The 18,296-nt window shown below is 70.1% G+C and carries 17 protein-coding genes; 10 read left to right on the top strand and 7 right to left on the bottom strand.

The features are described 5' to 3' along the window. Positions 1 to 9: 9 nt before the first annotated feature. The 4 genes from ACYVOK_RS07965 (at position 10) to ACYVOK_RS07950 (ending at position 5,363) form a co-directional block, all read left to right on the top strand. Positions 10 to 1,098, top strand: a complete 1,089-nt coding sequence (locus ACYVOK_RS07965) for a cyanophycinase (protein ID WP_460661621.1) — start codon at positions 10 to 12, stop codon at positions 1,096 to 1,098. Further along, positions 1,095 to 3,893 (top strand): cyanophycin synthetase, encoded by a 2,799-nt coding sequence (gene cphA, locus ACYVOK_RS07960; RefSeq protein ID WP_460661620.1) that lies wholly within the window; start codon positions 1,095 to 1,097, stop codon positions 3,891 to 3,893. The genes ACYVOK_RS07965 and cphA overlap by 4 nt, the downstream gene beginning before the upstream one ends. A gap of 94 nt (positions 3,894 to 3,987) precedes the next feature. Then, the gene (locus ACYVOK_RS07955) at positions 3,988 to 4,518 is read left to right on the top strand and encodes a SigE family RNA polymerase sigma factor (protein ID WP_460661619.1); all 531 of its coding nucleotides are present in this window, start codon (positions 3,988 to 3,990) and stop codon (positions 4,516 to 4,518) included. Further along, positions 4,515 to 5,363: a hypothetical protein gene (locus tag ACYVOK_RS07950; RefSeq protein ID WP_460661618.1), complete on the top strand. Its 849-nt coding sequence runs from the start codon at positions 4,515 to 4,517 to the stop codon at positions 5,361 to 5,363. The genes ACYVOK_RS07955 and ACYVOK_RS07950 overlap by 4 nt, the downstream gene beginning before the upstream one ends. Before the next feature lie 50 nt (positions 5,364 to 5,413). Here ACYVOK_RS07950 and ACYVOK_RS07945 read toward each other — a convergent pair whose 3' ends face one another. The 5 genes from ACYVOK_RS07945 to ACYVOK_RS07925 form a co-directional block, all read right to left on the bottom strand. After that, positions 5,414 to 6,271 carry a hypothetical protein gene (locus ACYVOK_RS07945; RefSeq protein ID WP_460661617.1) on the bottom strand — a complete coding sequence of 286 codons (858 nt, stop codon included), beginning with the start codon at positions 6,269 to 6,271 and terminating at the stop codon, positions 5,414 to 5,416. A gap of 70 nt (positions 6,272 to 6,341) precedes the next feature. Continuing rightward, the gene (locus ACYVOK_RS07940) at positions 6,342 to 8,027 is read right to left on the bottom strand and encodes a Mur ligase family protein (protein ID WP_460661616.1); all 1,686 of its coding nucleotides are present in this window, start codon (positions 8,025 to 8,027) and stop codon (positions 6,342 to 6,344) included. A 3-nt stretch (positions 8,028 to 8,030) separates the two neighbouring features. Beyond that, positions 8,031 to 8,801: an enoyl-ACP reductase FabI gene (gene fabI / locus ACYVOK_RS07935; RefSeq protein WP_460661615.1), complete on the bottom strand. Its 771-nt coding sequence runs from the start codon at positions 8,799 to 8,801 to the stop codon at positions 8,031 to 8,033. Between the two features lie 43 nt (positions 8,802 to 8,844). Next, a complete protein-coding gene (gene fabG / locus ACYVOK_RS07930; RefSeq protein ID WP_460661614.1) occupies positions 8,845 to 9,549 on the bottom strand; it encodes a 3-oxoacyl-[acyl-carrier-protein] reductase in 705 nt (234 codons plus the stop codon). Positions 9,550 to 9,761: 212 nt separating this feature from the next. Next, a complete protein-coding gene (locus tag ACYVOK_RS07925) occupies positions 9,762 to 9,974 on the bottom strand; it encodes a dodecin (protein ID WP_460661613.1) in 213 nt (70 codons plus the stop codon). A gap of 92 nt (positions 9,975 to 10,066) precedes the next feature. Between ACYVOK_RS07925 and ACYVOK_RS07920 the strand changes: the two genes are divergently transcribed. Further along, complete coding sequence (locus ACYVOK_RS07920) at positions 10,067 to 10,426, top strand: DUF3099 domain-containing protein (RefSeq protein WP_460661612.1); 360 nt, start codon at positions 10,067 to 10,069, stop codon at positions 10,424 to 10,426. Between the two features lie 235 nt (positions 10,427 to 10,661). Next, positions 10,662 to 10,865 (top strand): hypothetical protein, encoded by a 204-nt coding sequence (locus ACYVOK_RS07915; protein WP_460661611.1) that lies wholly within the window; start codon positions 10,662 to 10,664, stop codon positions 10,863 to 10,865. Between the two features lie 60 nt (positions 10,866 to 10,925). Here the strand turns inward: ACYVOK_RS07915 and moaA are convergent, their stop codons facing one another. Next, positions 10,926 to 11,945, bottom strand: a complete 1,020-nt coding sequence (gene moaA, locus ACYVOK_RS07910) for a GTP 3',8-cyclase MoaA (RefSeq protein WP_460661610.1) — start codon at positions 11,943 to 11,945, stop codon at positions 10,926 to 10,928. A gap of 57 nt (positions 11,946 to 12,002) precedes the next feature. Between moaA and ACYVOK_RS07905 the strand changes: the two genes are divergently transcribed. The 3 genes from ACYVOK_RS07905 to ACYVOK_RS07895 all read left to right on the top strand — a co-directional run bounded on the left by ACYVOK_RS07905 (position 12,003) and on the right by ACYVOK_RS07895 (position 15,390). Next, positions 12,003 to 12,788 carry an SURF1 family cytochrome oxidase biogenesis protein gene (locus tag ACYVOK_RS07905; protein WP_460661609.1) on the top strand — a complete coding sequence of 262 codons (786 nt, stop codon included), beginning with the start codon at positions 12,003 to 12,005 and terminating at the stop codon, positions 12,786 to 12,788. Next, positions 12,721 to 14,559: a glycoside hydrolase family 15 protein gene (locus tag ACYVOK_RS07900; RefSeq protein WP_460661608.1), complete on the top strand. Its 1,839-nt coding sequence runs from the start codon at positions 12,721 to 12,723 to the stop codon at positions 14,557 to 14,559. Before ACYVOK_RS07905 ends, ACYVOK_RS07900 begins: the two co-directional genes overlap by 68 nt. A gap of 66 nt (positions 14,560 to 14,625) precedes the next feature. Next, positions 14,626 to 15,390 (top strand): SDR family oxidoreductase, encoded by a 765-nt coding sequence (locus ACYVOK_RS07895; protein WP_460661607.1) that lies wholly within the window; start codon positions 14,626 to 14,628, stop codon positions 15,388 to 15,390. A gap of 5 nt (positions 15,391 to 15,395) precedes the next feature. On the opposite strand, the gene ligD is transcribed toward ACYVOK_RS07895, so the two are convergent. After that, entirely contained in the window at positions 15,396 to 16,454 is a 1,059-nt protein-coding gene (gene ligD / locus ACYVOK_RS07890; protein WP_460661606.1) for a non-homologous end-joining DNA ligase, read from the bottom strand. Positions 16,455 to 16,633: 179 nt separating this feature from the next. On the opposite strand from ligD, the gene ACYVOK_RS07885 reads away from it, so the two are divergent. After that, positions 16,634 to 18,229: a M4 family metallopeptidase gene (locus ACYVOK_RS07885; RefSeq protein WP_460661605.1), complete on the top strand. Its 1,596-nt coding sequence runs from the start codon at positions 16,634 to 16,636 to the stop codon at positions 18,227 to 18,229. The last annotated feature ends 67 nt before the right edge of the window (positions 18,230 to 18,296 follow it).

Below are 18,296 nucleotides of genomic sequence, written 5' to 3'. Positions count from 1 at the left end.
CCTTCGGCTATGTCTGAACAGCAGCGTGGGGTGAGCAGGGGTCCGGGGGCCCTGTTCGCCATCGGTGGCGCCGAGGACAAACTCAAGAAGCGGATGGTGCTGCAGGAGTTCGTCGAGGCGGCCGGTGGGTCGAAGGCCCGGATCGTGGTCGTGCCGACCGCGTCGGCGCTCGGCCCCGACATCGTCGACGTTTACCACGCGTTGTTCGCCGCCCTCGGCGCCGAGAGTGTCGTCGGCGTCCGCCCGGAGAACCGGGAGGACGCCGACGACCCGGCCTTCGTTCAGCCGCTCGACGACGCCACCGGCATCTTCATGACCGGCGGCAACCAACTGAAGCTCGCCGGTGTCGTCACCGGTACGGCGTTCGGCCGCGCGATCACCGCCGCCCACGCGCGCGGCGCCGCGGTCGGAGGTACGTCGGCCGGCGCCAGCATCCTGGCCGAGCACATGATCGCGTTCGGCCGCTCCGGCGCCACCCCGCGGCAGCGGATGAGCCAGCTGGCCGGTGGCCTCGGCCTGGTCCAGGGCGCGATCGTCGACCAGCACTTCGCCCAGCGGAACCGGTACGGCCGGCTGCTGTCGCTCGTCGCCCAGTCCCCCGGCCTGCTCGGCATCGGCGTCGACGAGGACACCGCGGCCGTGGTCCGCGGAACTCACCTCGAGGTCGTCGGACGCGGCGCGGTGACGATCTTCGACGGCAGCCGGATCACCTCGAACGCGCACTACGCAAAGCGATCCGAGCCGATCCTGGCGTCGGGCGTCGTACTGCACGTGCTGCCCGCGACCGCGACGTTCGACCTGCAGGCGCGGGTGCTGCTGTCGTACGGGCCGCAGCCGCCGGCCGAGGAGATCGCCGAGTTGCAGGCCGCCGAGCGGGACCTGCGGAAACTGGCCAAGGAGATCGCCGCCGAGGGCGTGTCACCCAAGTACTACGCGGAGCGGAAGCGGCGGGAGGGACGCCGGACGTCGAGATCCACCAGACCGGTGGCCGCCGGGGAGTCCAGACCGGAGGCGACCGAGCCGATCACGGCCGGCGCCGAACTCGACCTCCCCTCAGGCACGCCCGACCGCACGCAACCAGACAATGGACACGCATGACCATTAACGGCACCCACGGAACCCCCGCCCCCGACCTCAAGATCATCGAGACCCGCGTCTACCGCGGACCGAACGTCTGGAGCTACGACCAGGCGATCCACCTGGTCGTCGACCTGGGATCGCTGGAGAACTTCCCGTCGAACACGATCCCCGGGTTCACCGACAAGCTGCTCGAGTACCTGCCCCGGCTCGACCAGCACCACTGCTCACGCGGCCGTAAAGGCGGCTTCATCGAGCGGCTGCACGAGGGCACGTGGCTCGGCCACATCACCGAGCACGTCGCCCTGCAGCTGCAGCAGGAGGCCGGCCACGACATGCGGCGCGGCAAGACCCGCCAGGTGAAGGGTTTCCCCGGCCGCTACAACATCACCTACGCGTACGCCGACGAGTTCGTCGGACTCGCCGCCGGTGAGCTCGCCGTCCGGTTCGTGAACCACCTGGTCCAGCCGGACCCGGCGTTCGACTTCACCGTCGAGCTGGAGAAGTTCATCAAGCAGGCCGAGCGGACCGCGTTCGGCCCGTCGACGCAGGCGATCGTGGACGAGGCGGTCTCCCGCGACATCCCGTGGATCCGGCTGAACAAGGCCAGCCTGGTCCAGCTCGGCCAGGGTGTGCACGCGAAGCGGATCCGGGCGACGATGACGTCCGAGACCGGGTCGATCGCGGTCGACATCGCCGGCGACAAGGACCTGACGACGCGGCTGCTCGCGTCGGCCGGTCTGCCGGTGCCGCGGTCGGAGTCGGTCCGCACGGTCGAGGAGGCGGTCGCGGTCGCCACCAAGATCGGGTACCCGGTCGTCTGCAAGCCGCTCGACGGCAACCACGGGCGCGGCGTCTGCCTCAACCTGTCCGACCCGGACGCCGTCCGGGAAGCGTTCCCGATCGCCGCCGAGCAGTCCCGCCGCGGCTGGGTGATCGTGGAGAACTTCGTCACCGGCAAGGACTACCGCTGCCTGATCATCAACGGCCGGATGGAGGCGATCGCCGAACGCGTGCCGGCGCACGTGGTCGGTGACGGCGTCCACACCGTCGCCGAACTGGTCGACATCACCAACGCCGACCCGCGCCGCGGCGTCGGGCACGAGAAGATCCTGACCCGGATCACGATCAACAACGCGGCCCGGGAACTCGTCCGCAGCCAGGGGTTCGAGCTGGACGACGTACCGCCGGAGGACGTGATGGTGAAGCTGACGCTCACCGGCAACATGTCCACCGGCGGCATCTCGATCGACCGCACCTTCGAGGCGCACCCGGAGAACGTCGAGATCGCCGAGGAGGCGGCCCGGATGATCGGGCTGGACATCGCCGGGATCGACTTCATCTGCCCCGACATCACCCAGCCGGTCCGCGAGACCGGCGGCGCGATCTGCGAGGTGAACGCGGCCCCCGGGTTCCGGATGCACACCAACCCGACGATCGGTGAGCCGCAGTACATCGCCAAGCCGGTCGTCGACATGCTGTTCCCGCCGGGCTCGACCAGCCGGATCCCGATCGTCGCGGTCACCGGGACCAACGGCAAGACCACCACCGCGCGGATGATCAGCCACGTCTTCAAGGGCATCGGCCGCAAGGTCGGGATGACGTCCACGGACGGCATCGTGATCGACGAGCGGCTGGTCATCCGGGCCGACGCGTCCGGTCCGAAGTCCGCCCGGATGGTGCTGCAGAACCCGCGGGTCGACTTCGCGGTCTTCGAGGTGGCCCGCGGCGGGATCCTGCGCGAGGGTCTCGGGTACGAGCGCAACGACGTGGCCGTCGTCCTGAACATCCAGCCCGACCACCTCGGTCTGCGCGGTGTGGAGACCCTCGAGCAGCTGGCCGACGTGAAGGCGGTGCTCGTCGAGGCGGTTCCGCGGACCGGGTTCGCCGTACTGAACGCCGACGACCCGCTGGTGCGCAAGATGCGGCGGAAGTGCTCCGGCCAGGTGGTCTGGTTCAGCATGGCCGAGGCGGGCAGCGAGGTGCGCGACTACATCGAGGGGCACTGCCGGCGCGGCGGCCGGGCCGTCGTCCTGGAGCGGTCGGACCTCGGTGACATGATCGTGGTCAAGCACGGCCGCCGGTCGATGCAGCTGGCCTGGACTCACTTGCTGCCGGCAACGTTCGGCGGGCGGGCGATGATGAACGTGCAGAACGCGATGGCGGCCGCCGCGGCCGCGTTCGCCGCCGGCGCGCCGCTGCACGACATCCGGCAGGGGCTCCGGACGTTCAACACGTCGTACTACCTGTCCCCCGGCCGGCTGAACGAGATCGACGTGGACGGCCGGACGGTGATCGTCGACTACTGCCACAACGCGCCGGCGATGCGGATGCTCGGTGACTTCGTCGACCGGCTCGGCGAGAGCCTGAGCGCGTCGTCGGAGACCGGCCGGCCGTCGCGGATCGGTGTGGTCGCGACCGCCGGCGACCGGCGTGACGACGACATCCGTGAACTCGGCGAGGTCGCCGCACAGCACTTCGACGTGGTCGTCGTCCGCGAGGACGCACGGCTGCGCGGACGGAAGCGCGGTGAGTCGGCAGCGCTGGTCGAGGCCGGCGTACGGGCCGCGATGGAGAACGGCGCCCGGTGCCGTCGGGTCGACATCGTGCTGGACGAACTCACCGCTGTCCGGCACGCGCTCGGCCGCTCCAACCGCGGCGATCTGGTCGTGTTGTGTGTCGACCAGCACCAGACCGTCCTGGCCGAACTCGAGTCCGTCTCCCACTTGGCGCAGGCCGGCGCCCGGTCGGGCGACGAGGGCGGCGACCCCGACTACGTCCAGCCCGACGAGGAGCCCGCCGACCCGGCCGACTGACAAGCCCCGGCGGCCGGCTGGTCGGAAACTCCTCGGCTGACCTGTCACCCTGCGACGCCGGCGACGGCGTTCAAGGGGTGAGGAAGGGATGCCGATGAGACAAGACCCGACCAGCGACGATTTCGACGCCTTCGTGCGGGCTCGCTGGAGCACGACCGCGCGGCTCGCCTATGCGCTCACCCTGGACCATCAGACGGCGGAGGACCTCGCGCAGGAGGCGTTCACCAAGCTGTGGTTCCACTGGCGCAAGGTGAGCGCCGGGAACCCCGAGGCCTATCTGCGCAAGATCGTCACGACCACGTTCCTGTCCGGCCGGCGCCGCCGCTGGATCGGTGAACGCCCGACGGAGACGCCACCCGACACCGCGGTCGGCTCGTCCACCGGACAAGTGGACGAACGACTCGCCCTCCGCGCCGCGATGGCCCGGCTGAGTCCACGCCAACGCGCCGCCGTCTACCTGCGGTACGCCGAGGATCTGTCCGAGCAATCCGTCGCCGACCTGCTCGGCTGCTCGGTCGGCGCCGTGAAGCAGCACACCCGCCGCGGTCTCGACGCACTCCGCACCGACCATCGCTTCAGCACACCCGACGAACTGGCCGACCTGGCCGGGAGGGGAATCGCATGACCGACGACCTGAGCACCAAGTTCGCCGTACTGACCGAAGCCCGTCCCGAGCCGGCCGACCCGGCCGCGCCGATCCGGCTCCGCATCAAGAGCCGTCAGCGTCGACGCCGCGGTACGGCGGTCGTCGTGGCGACAGCCGCAGCCACCGCCGCGGTCCTCGCCGCCGGCCCGGTCCTCGACAACGTCCGCTCGGCAGGCAACGAGCCCGGCGTCGCCGGCTTCGCCCCGTCGGTACCGGTGCAAACCACTCCGTCGACGACTCCGGCCGCGTCCCCCACCGGCGACCACCAGACCATGATGCCGGCGCCGTGGTCGGACAAGGTCTTCACCAAGATGCCGGACGCCAACGCCTACCGGCCCAAGGCCTATTACGTCGCGACGGGCACGATACCGACCGAGAGCTGGGCAGTGCTCGCCTTCTCGAACCAGGGCTGCATGGTCACCGACGAGGGCCCCGCGAACAGCTTCGGGCGCCCGTACGTGTGCTTCAACGAGTGGAGGCCCGGTCAGCGCGTCAGCCATCACGTCGTGCAGGGGCACGCGAAGGAGAAGAACGCCGCGAAGATCGCCCAGACGCTCGTGATGGGCGCCGTCTCGGCCGACGCGCGGAAGGTGGTGATCAAGGCAGGCGGGAAGACCTACACGGCCGACGCGGTGGGCACCCCCGCGACGAACCGGCTGCGGTTCTTCGCCCTGGTGATCCCGGCCAAGGACCTGAAGGTCACGCAGACCACTGCGCTGGACGCGGCCGGGAAGCTCGCCGACCCGCCCACCGGGATCCCGACTGGCCTGCCGTGTGACACGGATCCGGGCGCCGAGTGTGGAACGGCGACACCAGCCAAGTAATCAGGCACACCCGTTGCCCGGGAGAGGACTCGACCTCCCGGGCAACACACTCAGGAGCTGGCTTGTGGCCGCCGCGGCAGCAGTCGGCGCTGAGGCTCGTCGCGGTCGATCCAGTCGAGGTCGTCGGAGAGTACGGCGTCGTTGGGGCGCTCGGCGTACGGGTCGGGCGGTGGCGGTGGCGGTGGGAGGGCCCGGAGCTTGAGTGCCACCATCGGGATCGCCAGCAGCACTGCCAGCACCATCCACGGCCAGTACTCGCGCAGGACCGGCTCGAAGGACCGGAAGAACGCGTCGGTCGCCGCGTCCGCCGTCTTGCCGGTCGACTGACCGGCAGGCGCCTGGCTGATCGTGCGGACCGCGGCGACGATCCCGAACGCCACCAGATAGAAGCCCGCCAACGGCAACCAGAAGTACGCCGATCTCCAGCCGCGTCGCCAGCAGGCGACGTACAACAGGATCGCCAGTCCGGCAGCGACCAGCAGGCCGTTCAGCTGCCACAGCCAACGCCAGTCCTGCAGCTGGTTCGCCGGGCGGAGCGCCAGCCAGGCGACCGGAATCGCCAGGGCGAATGCGGCCGCGACCGAGCTCCTGGTGCCCAGGGCACCGAACAGTCCGCCGAGCACGCTTGCCACCAGCAACGTGATCAGCAACCCGCTCTCGGTGAAGGAGTTCCCGGTCAGCCACCACATGCCCGAGGCAACGACCACGACGAGGGGCAGGGTGAACCGGATCCGGCCGACGAACAGCCCGGCCGCGACCCCACCGGCGAACCCGCCCAGCACGAGCAGGTCCAGGCGCGGTGGCACGAAGTACGTCGTCCCGCCCGGGAGTCCCTGCAGGTACGTGGCGGCGAACCCGGCCACGAACCACGCGGCGACCGCGGACGGCACGGACCACAGGTAGCGCATGACACCCCGTTTCCGCCCCTATCGCGGCGGACGGGGCCGGCCTTCTGCGTTCCCGGCCCCACCACCCCGGTCAGGCGTGGGCTCTCTCGACCTTGCTCTTCAAGATCTCCGGTGTGTCGACGGTAGCCCCCTCGGCCCGCAACCAGGCGTCAAGACTCGCCCGATCCTGCAAGGACATCACCGCGACCACGTCGCCGGGCTTCGCCTCCGAGACCAGCGCCTGCGCCGCGGCCAGCTCGGTCGGGAACGACGGTACGTCGTCCATGCCGACCGACGCGGCACCTTCCCGGAACACCGCGTCGAGCTCCTCCGGCGGCCGCCCGCGCAGGTATTCGCTCTTGTGGCCGATCACCACCCGGTCCGCCGCCCGGGCCCCGATCGCACCCAGCGCGGACACCATCTCGTCGGCCCGGTCCCCGGGCGAACCGAGGGCCAGCAGCAACCGTCCGTCCGGCGGCCGGACGCCGTTCATGATCTCGAGCAGCGCCTCCAGCCCGGCCTCGTTGTGGGCGAGGTCGATCACCACGGTGAAGTCGCGCAGCGAGTACATGTTCATCCGGCCGGGGTTGTTCTCGTTCGGCGCGAACGAGCTGAGGCCCTCGATCACCGCGGCCCGCGGCAGCCCGAGCCCGAGCGCCGCCGACGCCGCGGCCAGCGCGTTCTCCACGTTGTAGTGGGACAGTCCGGACAGGGTCATCGGTACGTCGACGACCTTGAGCAGCGGCTCCGGGTCGCTGGACTGGTCGAGCACCGTGATGAAGCCGTCCAGCACCGTGGTCGCCCGGCCGCCTTCGTCGAGCACGGTCCGGATCGACGGCGAGTCGGGGTCGCGGGAGAACACCCAGCACTTGGCCGGCGAGCCGAGCCGCATCGCGAACGTCCGCGGGTCGTCGCCGTTCACCACACACCAGCCGCGCGGCCGGGTGATCTGCGTGATGACCGCCTTCACCTCGGCCAGCTGGTCGATGGTGTCGATCCCGCCCAGGCCGAGGTGGTCCGCGGTGACGTTGGTGACCACCGAGACGTCGTTCGAGGCGACGCCGACACCGCGGCGCAGGATGCCGCCACGCGCGGTCTCGGTGACGGCGAGCTGGATGCCCGGCTGGGAGAGCACCTGACCGGCACCGCTCGGGCCGGAGAAGTCGCCGTACTTGACCAGCTTGCCGTCGAAGTAGACGCCGTCGGTGCTGGACCAGCCGACATGCAGTCCGGCCGCGCGCCCGATGTGCGCGATCATCCGCGAGGTCGTGGTCTTGCCGTTCGTCCCGGTCACCGCGACCACCGGCACCTTCGGCCGCAGCGTCGGCGGCGGGTTGCCCGGCGGCTCGTTGCGCACCCGGTCCCCGACCGTCGCGATCAGGTCGCTCAGGTCGTCGGTGCCGAAGGCGTCCACCACGTCGGCGATCGCCTGCCCGAGTGCCCGGGCCCGGCCCTCGTGTGCCCACGGGAAGGCCACGACGAGACGCCGTACGTCGGACTCCGGGCGGACCCGGACGCCGATCCGGCCGATCCCGGCCTCGCGGGCGATCCGCCGGACGACGTGACCCGCGACCCGGATCGCGAACCGCTGCCGGAACCCGGAGCCGATCCGGCCGGGCCGGGTTGCGCCGAGACCGATGGCCTGGGCGTACGCCTTCGCGGCCGGGGCCGGGGCGTCGACGAGTGCGGACACGTCGAGCGTGAGCTTGACGGCGGCACGACTGAAGTAGAGGTTGGCGCCGTCCAGGACCCGGAGCTCAACCAGAGATGTGGCCAACCCCTACGCTCCCATCGCGTGGTAGCCGCCGTCGACGTGCACGATCTCGCCGGTGGTCGCGGGGAAGAAGTCACTGAGCAGGGCGACGATGGTCCGGCCGGTCGGCTCCAGGTCGGACGGGTCCCACCCGAGCGGGGCCCGGTCCAGCCACGGCTCCTCGAACTTCTCGAAGCCCGGGATCGCCTTGGCGGCCAGCGTCTTCAGCGGGCCGGCCGAGACCAGGTTGCAGCGGATGCCCTGGGCGCCGAGGTCACGGGCCAGGTAGCGGTTCGTCGACTCCAGCGCGGCCTTGGCCACGCCCATCCAGTCGTACCCGGGCCAGGCCACGGTGGCGTCGAACGTCAGCCCGACGATGCTGCCGCCGCGGCTCATCAGCGGCGCGCAGGTGACCGCGAGCGCCTTCAGCGAGTACGCCGACACGTGCACGGCCTGGGACACGTCCTCCCACGGCCCGTCCAGGAACTTGCCGCCGAGGATCGTCTCCGGGTTGCCGTACGCGATCGAGTGCACGACGCCGTCGAGGCCGTCCACGTGCTCGCGTACGGCGTCCGGCAGCGCCGCGAGGTGGTCGGGATTCGTCACGTCCAACTCCAGGACAGGCGGCTCGACCGGCAGGCGTTTGGCGATCCGTTTGGTGATGCTCAGCGCGCGGCCGAAGTTCGAGATCAGCACGGTGGCGCCCTGTTCCTGCGCCACCTTGGCCGTGGCGAAGCCGATCGAGGAGTCCAAGGTGACTCCGGCGACCAGGATCCGCTTGCCGTCGAGGATGCCCACCGGCGTCCCTTTCGTAGTGAGGTTTGCTAGAGAGTTGGTTGTCTCAGTTGCCCATGCCGATGCCGCCGTCGACCGGGATCACCGCACCGGTGATGTAACCGGCCTCCGCGGAAGCGAGCCAGCGCACCGCGTTGGCGATCTCCTCGGTCAGCCCGAACCGGCCGAGCGGGATCTGGCTCAGGTACTGCTTCTGGGTCTCCTCCGGCAGCACCGCGGTCATGTCGGTCTCGACGAAACCCGGAGCGACGACGTTCGCGGTGATGCCGCGACTGCCCAGTTCGCGGGCCATCGAGCGGGCCATGCCGATCAGGCCGGACTTGCTGGCCGCGTAGTTCACCTGGCCGGGTGAGCCGAGCATGCCGACAACCGAGGAGATGAACACGATCCGGCCCTTGCGCAGCCGCAGCATCCCCTTGGCCGCCCGCCGGGCGACCCGGAAGGAACCGGTGAGGTTCGTGTCGATCACCGAGGACCAGTCGTCGTCGGACATCCGCAGCAACAGCGTGTCGCGGGTGATGCCGGCGTTCGCCACCAGCACCTCGACCGGGCCCTGCTCCTGCTGGATCGTCTCGAAAGCCGCGTCGACCTGCTCCTGGTCGGTGATGTCGCACTTGACCCCGAGGAAGCCCTCGGGCGGTTCACCGCTGCGGTAGGTGACGGCGACCTGGTCGCCGGCCTCCCGGAACGCGGTCGCGATCGCCAGCCCGATCCCCCGGTTGCCACCGGTCACCAACACCGACCTGCTCACAAGCCCTCCTCACACGTCACCAGTCGCACGAACGCTATCGCCACTCGCCGGGCGCCCCGCACAGCGGGTCGACCGCCGCCGCAGCCGACCCATCCCAGGGGCCAACCCCTCACGTGGTGGGTTGCCCCGGGTGCATGCAGGGTGGCAACCCACCATCTCAGGGGTTGACCCCTGAGATGGTGGCGTCAGCGGGGTGGGGGTGGGCGGTGCAGCTAGGCGTCTTCGAGGCGGAAGCCGACCTTCATGCCGACCTGGTAGTGGTCGATCTGGTTGTCGACGATGTGGCCGCGGATCTCGGTGACCTCGAACCAGTCGAGGTGCCGCAGCGTCTCGCCGGCCCGGGTGATCCCGTTCGTGATCGCCTGGTTCACCCCTTCCTTCGAGGTTCCGACGATCTCGGTGACGCGGTAGGTGCGGTCGGTCATGAGCCAGTCCTTTCGAAGTTGCGCAGCCTCGCGATGCTGGCTGCGCCTGTGCCGAGGGCACGGCGTACCGTGGGTGTTGGTGAGGAGGATAGATGTCGAGACGCCGTGAGCGGGCCGGTGAGACCGTGGTGTCGGTGACGACCGCGCAACCGGGCCGGTCCGAGGATCTGGACAGCCGGATCGCTCGGTACGCGTGGATGATGTCGATCCGGATCGTCTGCTTCGTCCTCGCCGTCCTCACCCCGTCGCCCTGGCGCTGGATGTTCGTCGTCGCGGCGATCGCGCTGCCGTACTTCGCCGTCGTGCTGGCGAACGCGCACCGGTCGACGAAACTGTCCGGCGCCGACGCCTACGTGGCCCCGGATCGCCCCGCGATCGGATCGCACCACATCGTCGTCACACCGCCGGATACGGACCCCGATCAGGGCCGGAAGATCGACACCGAAAAGTGATCTGGGCCGGGACTGGAAACTTCGGCGTCGTTCGTGTCAGAATCTCCCGCGTGCCTTGAAGTTCACGGATGAAATTCAGGGACTTGATGCGGCGTCGGACGGCTCCCCCCGTGGCTGTCCGACGTCGCTTCATTTTCCCCACCGTTTTGATAATTGAGTGGTCAGGAACAATTCGCCTGTCCACTCGGGAAAGACCGGCGCGGTGGGGCGGGGACAGCATTCAGGAGAGCCACTCATGACCGAAGAAGCACTGCCGTCGCTGTGCTCTGCCAAGGGATGCGGCGCGCAGGCTCAGTGGGCGCTGCTGTGGAACAACCCGAAGATCCACACCCCGGACCGGCGTAAGACCTGGCTGGCCTGTGACGAACACAAGGAGAGCCTCTCGGACTTCCTCGCCCGACGGTCATTCCTGCGCGAGGTCGAGCCATTCTCCGGATGAATCCCGAGCCGAAAAACTACATTTCCGGATTGGGCCGGTTCGGTACGGCGTTCAGCCGGTTCAGCCGCCGATCGCGGACATCGGACGAGTGGGCTGCAAGAAGCTCGGATCGTTGATCCCGTGGCCCGGAAGTTTGCCCCGCATCGCCCGCCGCCAGCGGTCGGCCAACTCCTCGTCGCCGGCCCCCGAACGCAGCGCCGTCCGGAGGTCGGATTCGGTGCGCGCGAACAGGCAGTCGCGGACCTGTCCGTCGGCGGTCAGCCGGACCCGGTCGCAGTCGCCGCAGAACGGGCGCGTGACCGACGCGATGATGCCGACGGTCTGCGGCCCGCCGCGCACCGTGAACTGCTCGGCCGGCGCACTCCCCCGGGCCGCCGCGTCCGTCGGCTCGAGATCGAACGGCTCGGCGAGCTGGGCGAGGATCTCGTCGGCGGTGACCATGGTGGCGCGGTCCCAGCCGTGCTGCGCGTCCAGCGGCATCTGCTCGATGAACCGCAGTTCGTAGCCACGCTCCAGGCAGAACTCCAGCAGCTCGGGCGCCTGCTGGTCGTTCAGCCCGCGCATCAGCACCGCGTTGACCTTGACCGGTGTCAGCCCCGCGTCCTGGGCCGCTTCCAGCCCGGCCAGGACGTCCTTGAGCCGGTCCCGCCGGGTGAGCTGCTGGAACGTGTCCGGCCGGATCGTGTCGAGGCTCACGTTCACCCGGTCCAGCCCGGCGTCCTTGAGCGCCTGGGCCTGCCGGGCCAGGCCGATCCCGTTGGTCGTCAGCGACACCTCGGGCCGTGGCAGCAGTTCCGTCGTACGGGCGACGATGCCGACCAGGCCGCGGCGCAGCAGCGGCTCGCCGCCGGTGAAACGGATTTCGTGTACGCCGAGTAACCGAACCGCCACCGAAACGAGCCGAACCACCTCGTCGTCGGTGAGCAGCTCCGGCTTCGCCAGCCAGTCCAGGCCCTCTTCGGGCATGCAGTACGTGCAGCGCAGGTTGCAGCGGTCGGTCAACGACACCCGCAGGTCCGTGGCCACCCGGCCGAACCTGTCCGCCAGGCCCAGCTGCGTCACCTCGTCCGTCGCTGTCACGGCTCCAGCCTACGTGCCGGACGCCAACGGTTTCAGCCGATGGCTTAAGTTCGAGATGTGCGTCGTCTGCTGAATGTCCGCTGGATCGCTGCCGCACTGGCGGTACTGCTGCTCGCCGGGGTGTGTGTCCAGCTCGGCCGCTGGCAGTTCCACCGCCTCGACGAGCGGAAGGCGCGCAACGACGTCACCCGCGCGAACCTGGCCGCTCCGCCGGCGCCGATCGACCAGATCGTCGGCCCGGACGGAGTCGTCGGCGAGCAGCACGACTGGCGGGCGGCGGTCGTCACCGGCCGGTACGACGCCTCGAAGCAGATCGTCCTGCGGTACCGCAACGTCAAGGACCGGCCCGGGTTCGAGATCGTCACCCCGCTGCTGCTCCCGGACGGCAAGGCGATCCTGGTCGACCGCGGGTTCCTGGCCCGTCAGGGTGCCGAGCTCGCGCCGGGCCACATCCCCGCCGTACCGCCGGGCGAGGTGACGATCACCGGCCGGCTGCGGCGCAGCGAGCGCGGCGGGCACACCACCGGCGGTACGCCGGACAACGGGACGGCGCGGCTGATCAACGGACCCGACTACGCCAAGGTGCTCGGCCTGAACCTGTACGACGGGTATCTGACGATCGACCAGCAGGAGCCGGCCAACGACCCGGCGTTCGGCGCGTTCCCGGGTCCGGAGATCGACGACGGGCCACACTTCTTCTACGGGCTGCAATGGTTCTTCTTCGCCCTGCTCGCCATCGGCGGGCTGATCTACTTCTCCCGACAGGACGGATCCGGTGACTCCTCCGACGACGACTCGTCCGACCCGGCCCGACCCGGCGTCCGTGCCGGAGCGGCGGATTGAGGACTACGCGCTGATCGGTGACACCCAGACCGCGGCACTGGTGTCGAAACAGGGCTCGATCGACTGGATGTGCCTGCCGCGGTTCGACTCGCCGGCCTGCTTCGCCGCGCTCCTCGGCACCGACGACAACGGCCACTGGCGGCTCGCGCCGCGCGACGCCGATGCCCGCAGCAGCCGCCACTACCGCGGTGACACGCTCGTCCTGGAGACCGAGTGGTCGACCCCGGCGGGTTCGGTGCGAGTGATCGACTTCATGCCGCCGCGCGACAAGGCGCCGGACGTCGTACGCATCGTGGAAGGCATCCGCGGCCGGGTCGCGATGCGGTCCGAGTTGCGGCTGCGGTTCGACTACGGCCACGTGGTCCCGTGGGTCCGCAGTGTCAACGGTCAGGTGGTGGCGATCGCCGGTCCGGACGCGGTGTCGCTGCGGTCCGACGTCCACCAGTACGGCCGGGACTTCGCGACGTACGCCGACTTCGAGATCTCCGCGGGCGACCGGGCCTGGTTCGTGCTCACCTGGCATCCGTCGCACGACGCCGTACCGGAACCCATCGACGCAATCGACGCGCTCGGACCCACCGAGACGTACTGGACCGACTGGATCGCCCATGGCAACGACGTCGACGGGTTCGACGAGGAGGTCACTCGGTCGCTGCTCACGCTGAAGGCGCTGACCTACTCGCCGTCCGGCGGCCTGGTCGCGGCTGCGACCACGTCCCTGCCCGAGACGCTCGGCGGCGAACGGAACTGGGACTACCGGTTCTGCTGGCTGCGGGACGCGACGATGACGCTGACCGCGTTGCTGCGGTCCGGGTTCACCGAGGAGGCGCGCGCCTGGCGCGACTGGCTGCTGCGGGCCATCGCGGGGTCGCCCGCCGACCTGCAGATCATGTACGGCGTCACCGGCGAGCGGCGGCTCACCGAACTCGAGGCCGGCTGGCTTCCCGGGTTCGGCGGCTCGCAACCGGTCCGGATCGGGAACGCCGCCGCGGAGCAGTTGCAGCTCGACGTGTTCGGCGAGGTGATGGACGTCCTCGCGCTCGCCCGGGAGTCCCAGGTCGGGCCGAGCGACGACGCATGGTCGATGCAACGCGGTCTGATGCGGCACCTGACCGACGTCTGGAGGCAGCCGGACGAGGGGATCTGGGAGGTCCGCGGCGGCCGGCAGCACTTCACGTACTCGAAGGTGATGGCCTGGGTCGCGTTCGACCGGGCCGCGCGGGCGGTTCAACGGTTCGGCATGAGCGGACCGGCCCAGCAGTGGCGGGCGACCGCGGACGAGATCCATCGCGAGGTCTGTGAGAAGGCGTTCGACACCGATCGCGGCACCTTCACCCAGGCCTACGGCAGCAAGGCGCTCGACGCCGCCGTACTGCTGATCCCGCAGGTCGGCTTCCTGCCGCCGGACGACCCGCGGGTGGTCGGCACCGTCGAGGCGGTGCAGAAGGAGCTCGGGTACGACGGATTCGTCCGCCGGTACATCACCTCGCACGTCGACGACGGGCTGGCCGGCGACGAGGGCGTGTTCCTGATCTGCTCGTTCTGGCTGGCCGACTCGCTGGCGCTGATCGGCCGGGTCGGCGAGGCCCGCAACCTCTACGACCGGCTTGTTGCCTTGCGCAACGATGTGGGCCTGCTCGCGGAGGAGTACGACCCGGCGACCGGGCGGATGCTGGGCAACTTCCCGCAGGCGTTCTCGCATCTCGGCCTGGTCAACACCGGCTGGCATCTCAACAGCAGCGAGAGTCCGTTGCGCAGGTCGGCGTACTAGTCGCCGAGAACTTGCCGTCGGCCACCAACCGGCGTCGGCGTGCGAGATCGGGTGCGGTGAGGCAGGATGGTGCCCGTGGACCTCGGACTGCGCGATCGCACGTACATCGTCACCGGCGCGAGCGCCGGTCTCGGCTTCGCCACCGCGAAAGCCCTCGCCGCGGAAGGTGCCCGGCTGGTCATCTCCAGCCGCAGCGAGGAGTCGATCTCACGCGCCGCCGCCGAGCTCGGTGAGAACGTGGTCGGTATCCCGGTCGACAACGCCGACCCGGAGAGTGCCGAGCGGCTGGCCGCGACCGCGATCGCGAAGTGGGGTGCGCTGCACGGCGCCCTGATCAGCGTCGGCGGCCCGCGGCCGGGGACCGCGCTGGACACCGACGAGGACGACTGGCGGAACGCCTTCGACAGCGTCTTCCTCGGCGGCCTGCGGATCGCCCGCTCGGTCGCCCGGGCCGGTTCGGAGGGTACGTCGGTCGCCTTCGTGCTGTCGTCGTCGGTGAAGTCCCCGATCCCCGGCCTGGCCATCTCGAACGGGCTGCGTCCGGGGCTGGCGATGGTCGCCAAGACGCTGGCCGACGAGCTCGGGCCGAACGGGATCCGCGTCAACGGCCTGATGCCGGGCCGGATCGCCACCGACCGGGTGAAGGAACTCGACGCCAAGGGCGGCGACCCGGAAGCGGCCCGCCGCGCCTCCGAGAAGACCATCCCGCTCCGCCGCTACGGCACCCCCGACGAGTTCGGCCGCGTCGCCGCCTTCGTCCTCTCCCCCGCCGCCTCCTACATCACCGGCGCCATCCTCCCGATCGACGGCGGCGCCCTGCGCGCGTTCTAGGCGGTCTAGTCCCTGGGCCGGTCGCGGTCCTTGGAGGGTTGGACGCGCTTCGGCTCGCCGGGCATCTTCGGGTACTCGGGCGGGTAGGGCAGGTCGCCTTCGCCGTGGTCGCGTTCGTGTTTGGCGGACAGCTCCAGCAGGGACTCCAGGGAGAACGCCTTCTCGCCGACGGCCGCGTGCAGGTCGCCGACCTCGGCGAAGCGGGCCGGCATGGTGAGGACGTCGAAGTCGTCCGGTACGACGTCCTCGAGCTCCTCCCACCGCAGGGGCGCCGAGACGCGGGCGCGTGCGTTCGGGCGGACCGAGTAGGCCGACGCGATCGTGCGGTCGCGGGCCATCTGGTTGTAGTCGATGAAGACGCGTTCGCCGCGCTCCTCCTTCCACCAGTTCACGGTGACCTGCTCCGGCATCCGCCGGGACAGCTCCCGGCCGACCGCGATCACCGCGCGGCGGGCCTGGATGAAGTCCCACCGCGGCTCGATCGGCACGTACACGTGCAGCCCGCGACCGCCTGACGTCTTCGGGTAGCCCTCCAGGCCGTGCTCGGCGAGCAGCTCACGCAGCACCGGCGCGACGGTGACCGCGTTCTTGAAGTCCGTGCCCGGCTGCGGGTCGAGGTCGATCCGGAGCTGATCGGGGTTGTCGACGAGCGGACGCCGTACCGGCCAGGGGTGGAAGGTCAGGGTGCCGAGGTTGACGGCCCAGACGACGGCCGCGAGCTCGGTCGGGCACAGCTCGTCGGCCGGCCGGCCGCTCGGGAACGCGATGGTCGCGGTCTCGATCCAGTCGGGCGCGCCCTTGGAGATCCGCTTCTGGTAGAACGCGTCGCCCTTGTTGTCCATCCGGGTGGACAGCTTGGCGCCCTCGAACCAGCCGCTCGGCCAGCGCTCAAGGGTCGTCGGCCGGTCCCGCAGCGCGCCGAGGATGCCGTCCCCGACCGCGACGAAGTAGTTCACGATGTCCAGCTTGGTGAGCCCGCGGTCGGCGAAGTACGGCTTGTCCGGGCTGCTCACCCGCACCGTCCGCCCCGCGATCTCCAGCTCGATTGCCTTGGTCGCCGCCATGCCGCGACGCTACCGCCCGGCACGGACCAAATCCGGCTGCGCTCGCTGAAATTTCCCGGCCGGCGGCGGGAAAGGTGGGGTTCGCGACCCCTGGCCACGGTAGGTGACCGGGCGGTAACGTGCCTGCACCTCGTTCCTGGGGCGTGAGGCCCCCGGGACACCTCTGAAGGAGCGCGAGGATGAACAGATCCGCCCTGTTCGCCGCTGCCACCGCAGTGGCGACGACCACCGCCCTCGGTCTGACCGGCGCCACCACCGCCACCGGTGCGCCGACGGCAGACCCCGTTCCCACCCCTGCAACGGCCGTTGCCCGGGCCAAGGCCGCCATCGGCGCCAACCTCGCCGCCGTGCGGGCCACCGGTGCCGACGCGTTCGTCGTCCGGGACGTCATCGTCGACCCTGACGGGTCCAGCCACGTCCGGATGGACCGGACCGTCGGCGGCCTGAAGGTGCTCGGCGGCGACGTCGTCGTCCACCAGGCCAAGGACGGCAGCTGGAAGGGTGCCAGCCTGACCCTGAGCCGCACCGCCGATGTCGGCCGGACCCCGAAGGTGAGCGCCGCCACGGCCACCGCGAAGGCCCTGTCGCGCGGGCAGCGGGCCGAGGGCAAGCCGACGCTCGTGATCGAGGCCCGCAAGGGTGCGCCGCGGCTGGCCTACCTGGTCACCTCGGCCGGGACCCAGGCGGACGGTACGCCGAGCCACGTCACCACCACGATCGACGCACTCACCGGGGCCAAACTCGTCTCCGAGCAGCACGTCCAGACAGCGACCGGCGACGGCCAGAGCCTGTACAGCGGGACCGTGCCGATCGACAGCACGCCGGCGACCGGTGGGTTCACCTTGACCGACCCGGTGCGCGGCAACGGCTACACGGCCGACGCGAACAACAAGACCGACTCGGCCCTGTGCCAGCTCTTCGGTTTCGGCTGCCCGGTGCCGACCCGGTTCACCGACGCCGACAACCACTGGGGCAACGGGCTGAACACGAACCGGCAGACAGCCGCGGTCGACGCGCACTACGGTGCCGCCACGACCTGGGACTACTACAAGACCCAGCACGGCCGCAATGGCATCTTCAACAACGGCAAGGGCGTGCCGAGCCGGGTGCACTACGGCACCAACTACGTGAACGCGTTCTGGGACGGCAAGCAGATGACGTACGGCGACGGCGACGGCGTGGTGGCCGGTCCGCTGGTGTCGATCGACGTGGCCGGCCACGAGATGTCCCACGGCGTGACCTCGGCGACCGCGAACCTCACCTACTCCGGTGAGTCCGGCGGCCTGAACGAGGCGACCAGCGACATCTTCGGCACCTTCGTCGAGTTCTACTCGAACCGGGCCTCCGATCCGGGCGACTACTACATCGGCGAGGAGATCATGAAGGACCGCCCGGCGCTGCGATACATGGACAAGCCGAGCAGGGACGGCAACTCCCCCGACTGCTACTACTCCGGCATCGGCAACCTCGACGTGCACTACTCCTCCGGCGTGGCGAACCACTTCGCCTACCTCGCCTCCGAGGGCAGCGGCGCCAAGGAGTTCGGCGGACTTCCGCACGACTCGCCGACCTGCAACGGCTCCACCGTCACCGGCATCGGCCGGGACAAGGTCGGCAAGATCTGGTACCGCGCGCTCACCGTGTACATGACGACCGGTACGACGTACGCCCAGGCCCGGACCGCGACGCTGAACGCGGCCACCGACCTGTACGGCGCGACCAGCACCGAGCGTGCCGTGGTCGCCGCCGCGTGGTCCGCGGTGAACGTCAACTGACCGTTTGAGCTGTGGTCGAATCTTCGCCGGTCCTGTCCCACTGGGGTGGGCAGGACCGGCGAACAAA

The organism is Kribbella swartbergensis (genome assembly GCF_054784135.1).
The sequence above is the reverse complement of the archived record's forward strand: the minus strand, read 5'-3'. Positions and strand labels throughout refer to the sequence as shown.

Bases quoted from the DNA above. Each gene is read 5' to 3' on its own strand.
- ACYVOK_RS07950 (WP_460661618.1), top strand. From the start codon at position 4,515: ATGACCGACGACCTGAGCACCAAGTTCGCCGTACTGACCGAAGCCCGT.
- ligD (WP_460661606.1), bottom strand. From the start codon at position 16,454: ATGGCGGCGACCAAGGCAATCGAGCTGGAGATCGCGGGGCGGACGGTG.
- ACYVOK_RS07955 (WP_460661619.1), top strand. From the start codon at position 3,988: ATGAGACAAGACCCGACCAGCGACGATTTCGACGCCTTCGTGCGGGCT.
- ACYVOK_RS07895 (WP_460661607.1), top strand. From the start codon at position 14,626: ATGGTGCCCGTGGACCTCGGACTGCGCGATCGCACGTACATCGTCACC.
- ACYVOK_RS07915 (WP_460661611.1), top strand. From the start codon at position 10,662: ATGACCGAAGAAGCACTGCCGTCGCTGTGCTCTGCCAAGGGATGCGGC.
- cphA (WP_460661620.1), top strand. From the start codon at position 1,095: ATGACCATTAACGGCACCCACGGAACCCCCGCCCCCGACCTCAAGATC.
- ACYVOK_RS07885 (WP_460661605.1), top strand. From the start codon at position 16,634: ATGAACAGATCCGCCCTGTTCGCCGCTGCCACCGCAGTGGCGACGACC.
- ACYVOK_RS07945 (WP_460661617.1), bottom strand. From the start codon at position 6,271: ATGCGCTACCTGTGGTCCGTGCCGTCCGCGGTCGCCGCGTGGTTCGTG.
- ACYVOK_RS07920 (WP_460661612.1), top strand. From the start codon at position 10,067: ATGTCGAGACGCCGTGAGCGGGCCGGTGAGACCGTGGTGTCGGTGACG.
- ACYVOK_RS07965 (WP_460661621.1), top strand. From the start codon at position 10: ATGTCTGAACAGCAGCGTGGGGTGAGCAGGGGTCCGGGGGCCCTGTTC.
- ACYVOK_RS07925 (WP_460661613.1), bottom strand. From the start codon at position 9,974: ATGACCGACCGCACCTACCGCGTCACCGAGATCGTCGGAACCTCGAAG.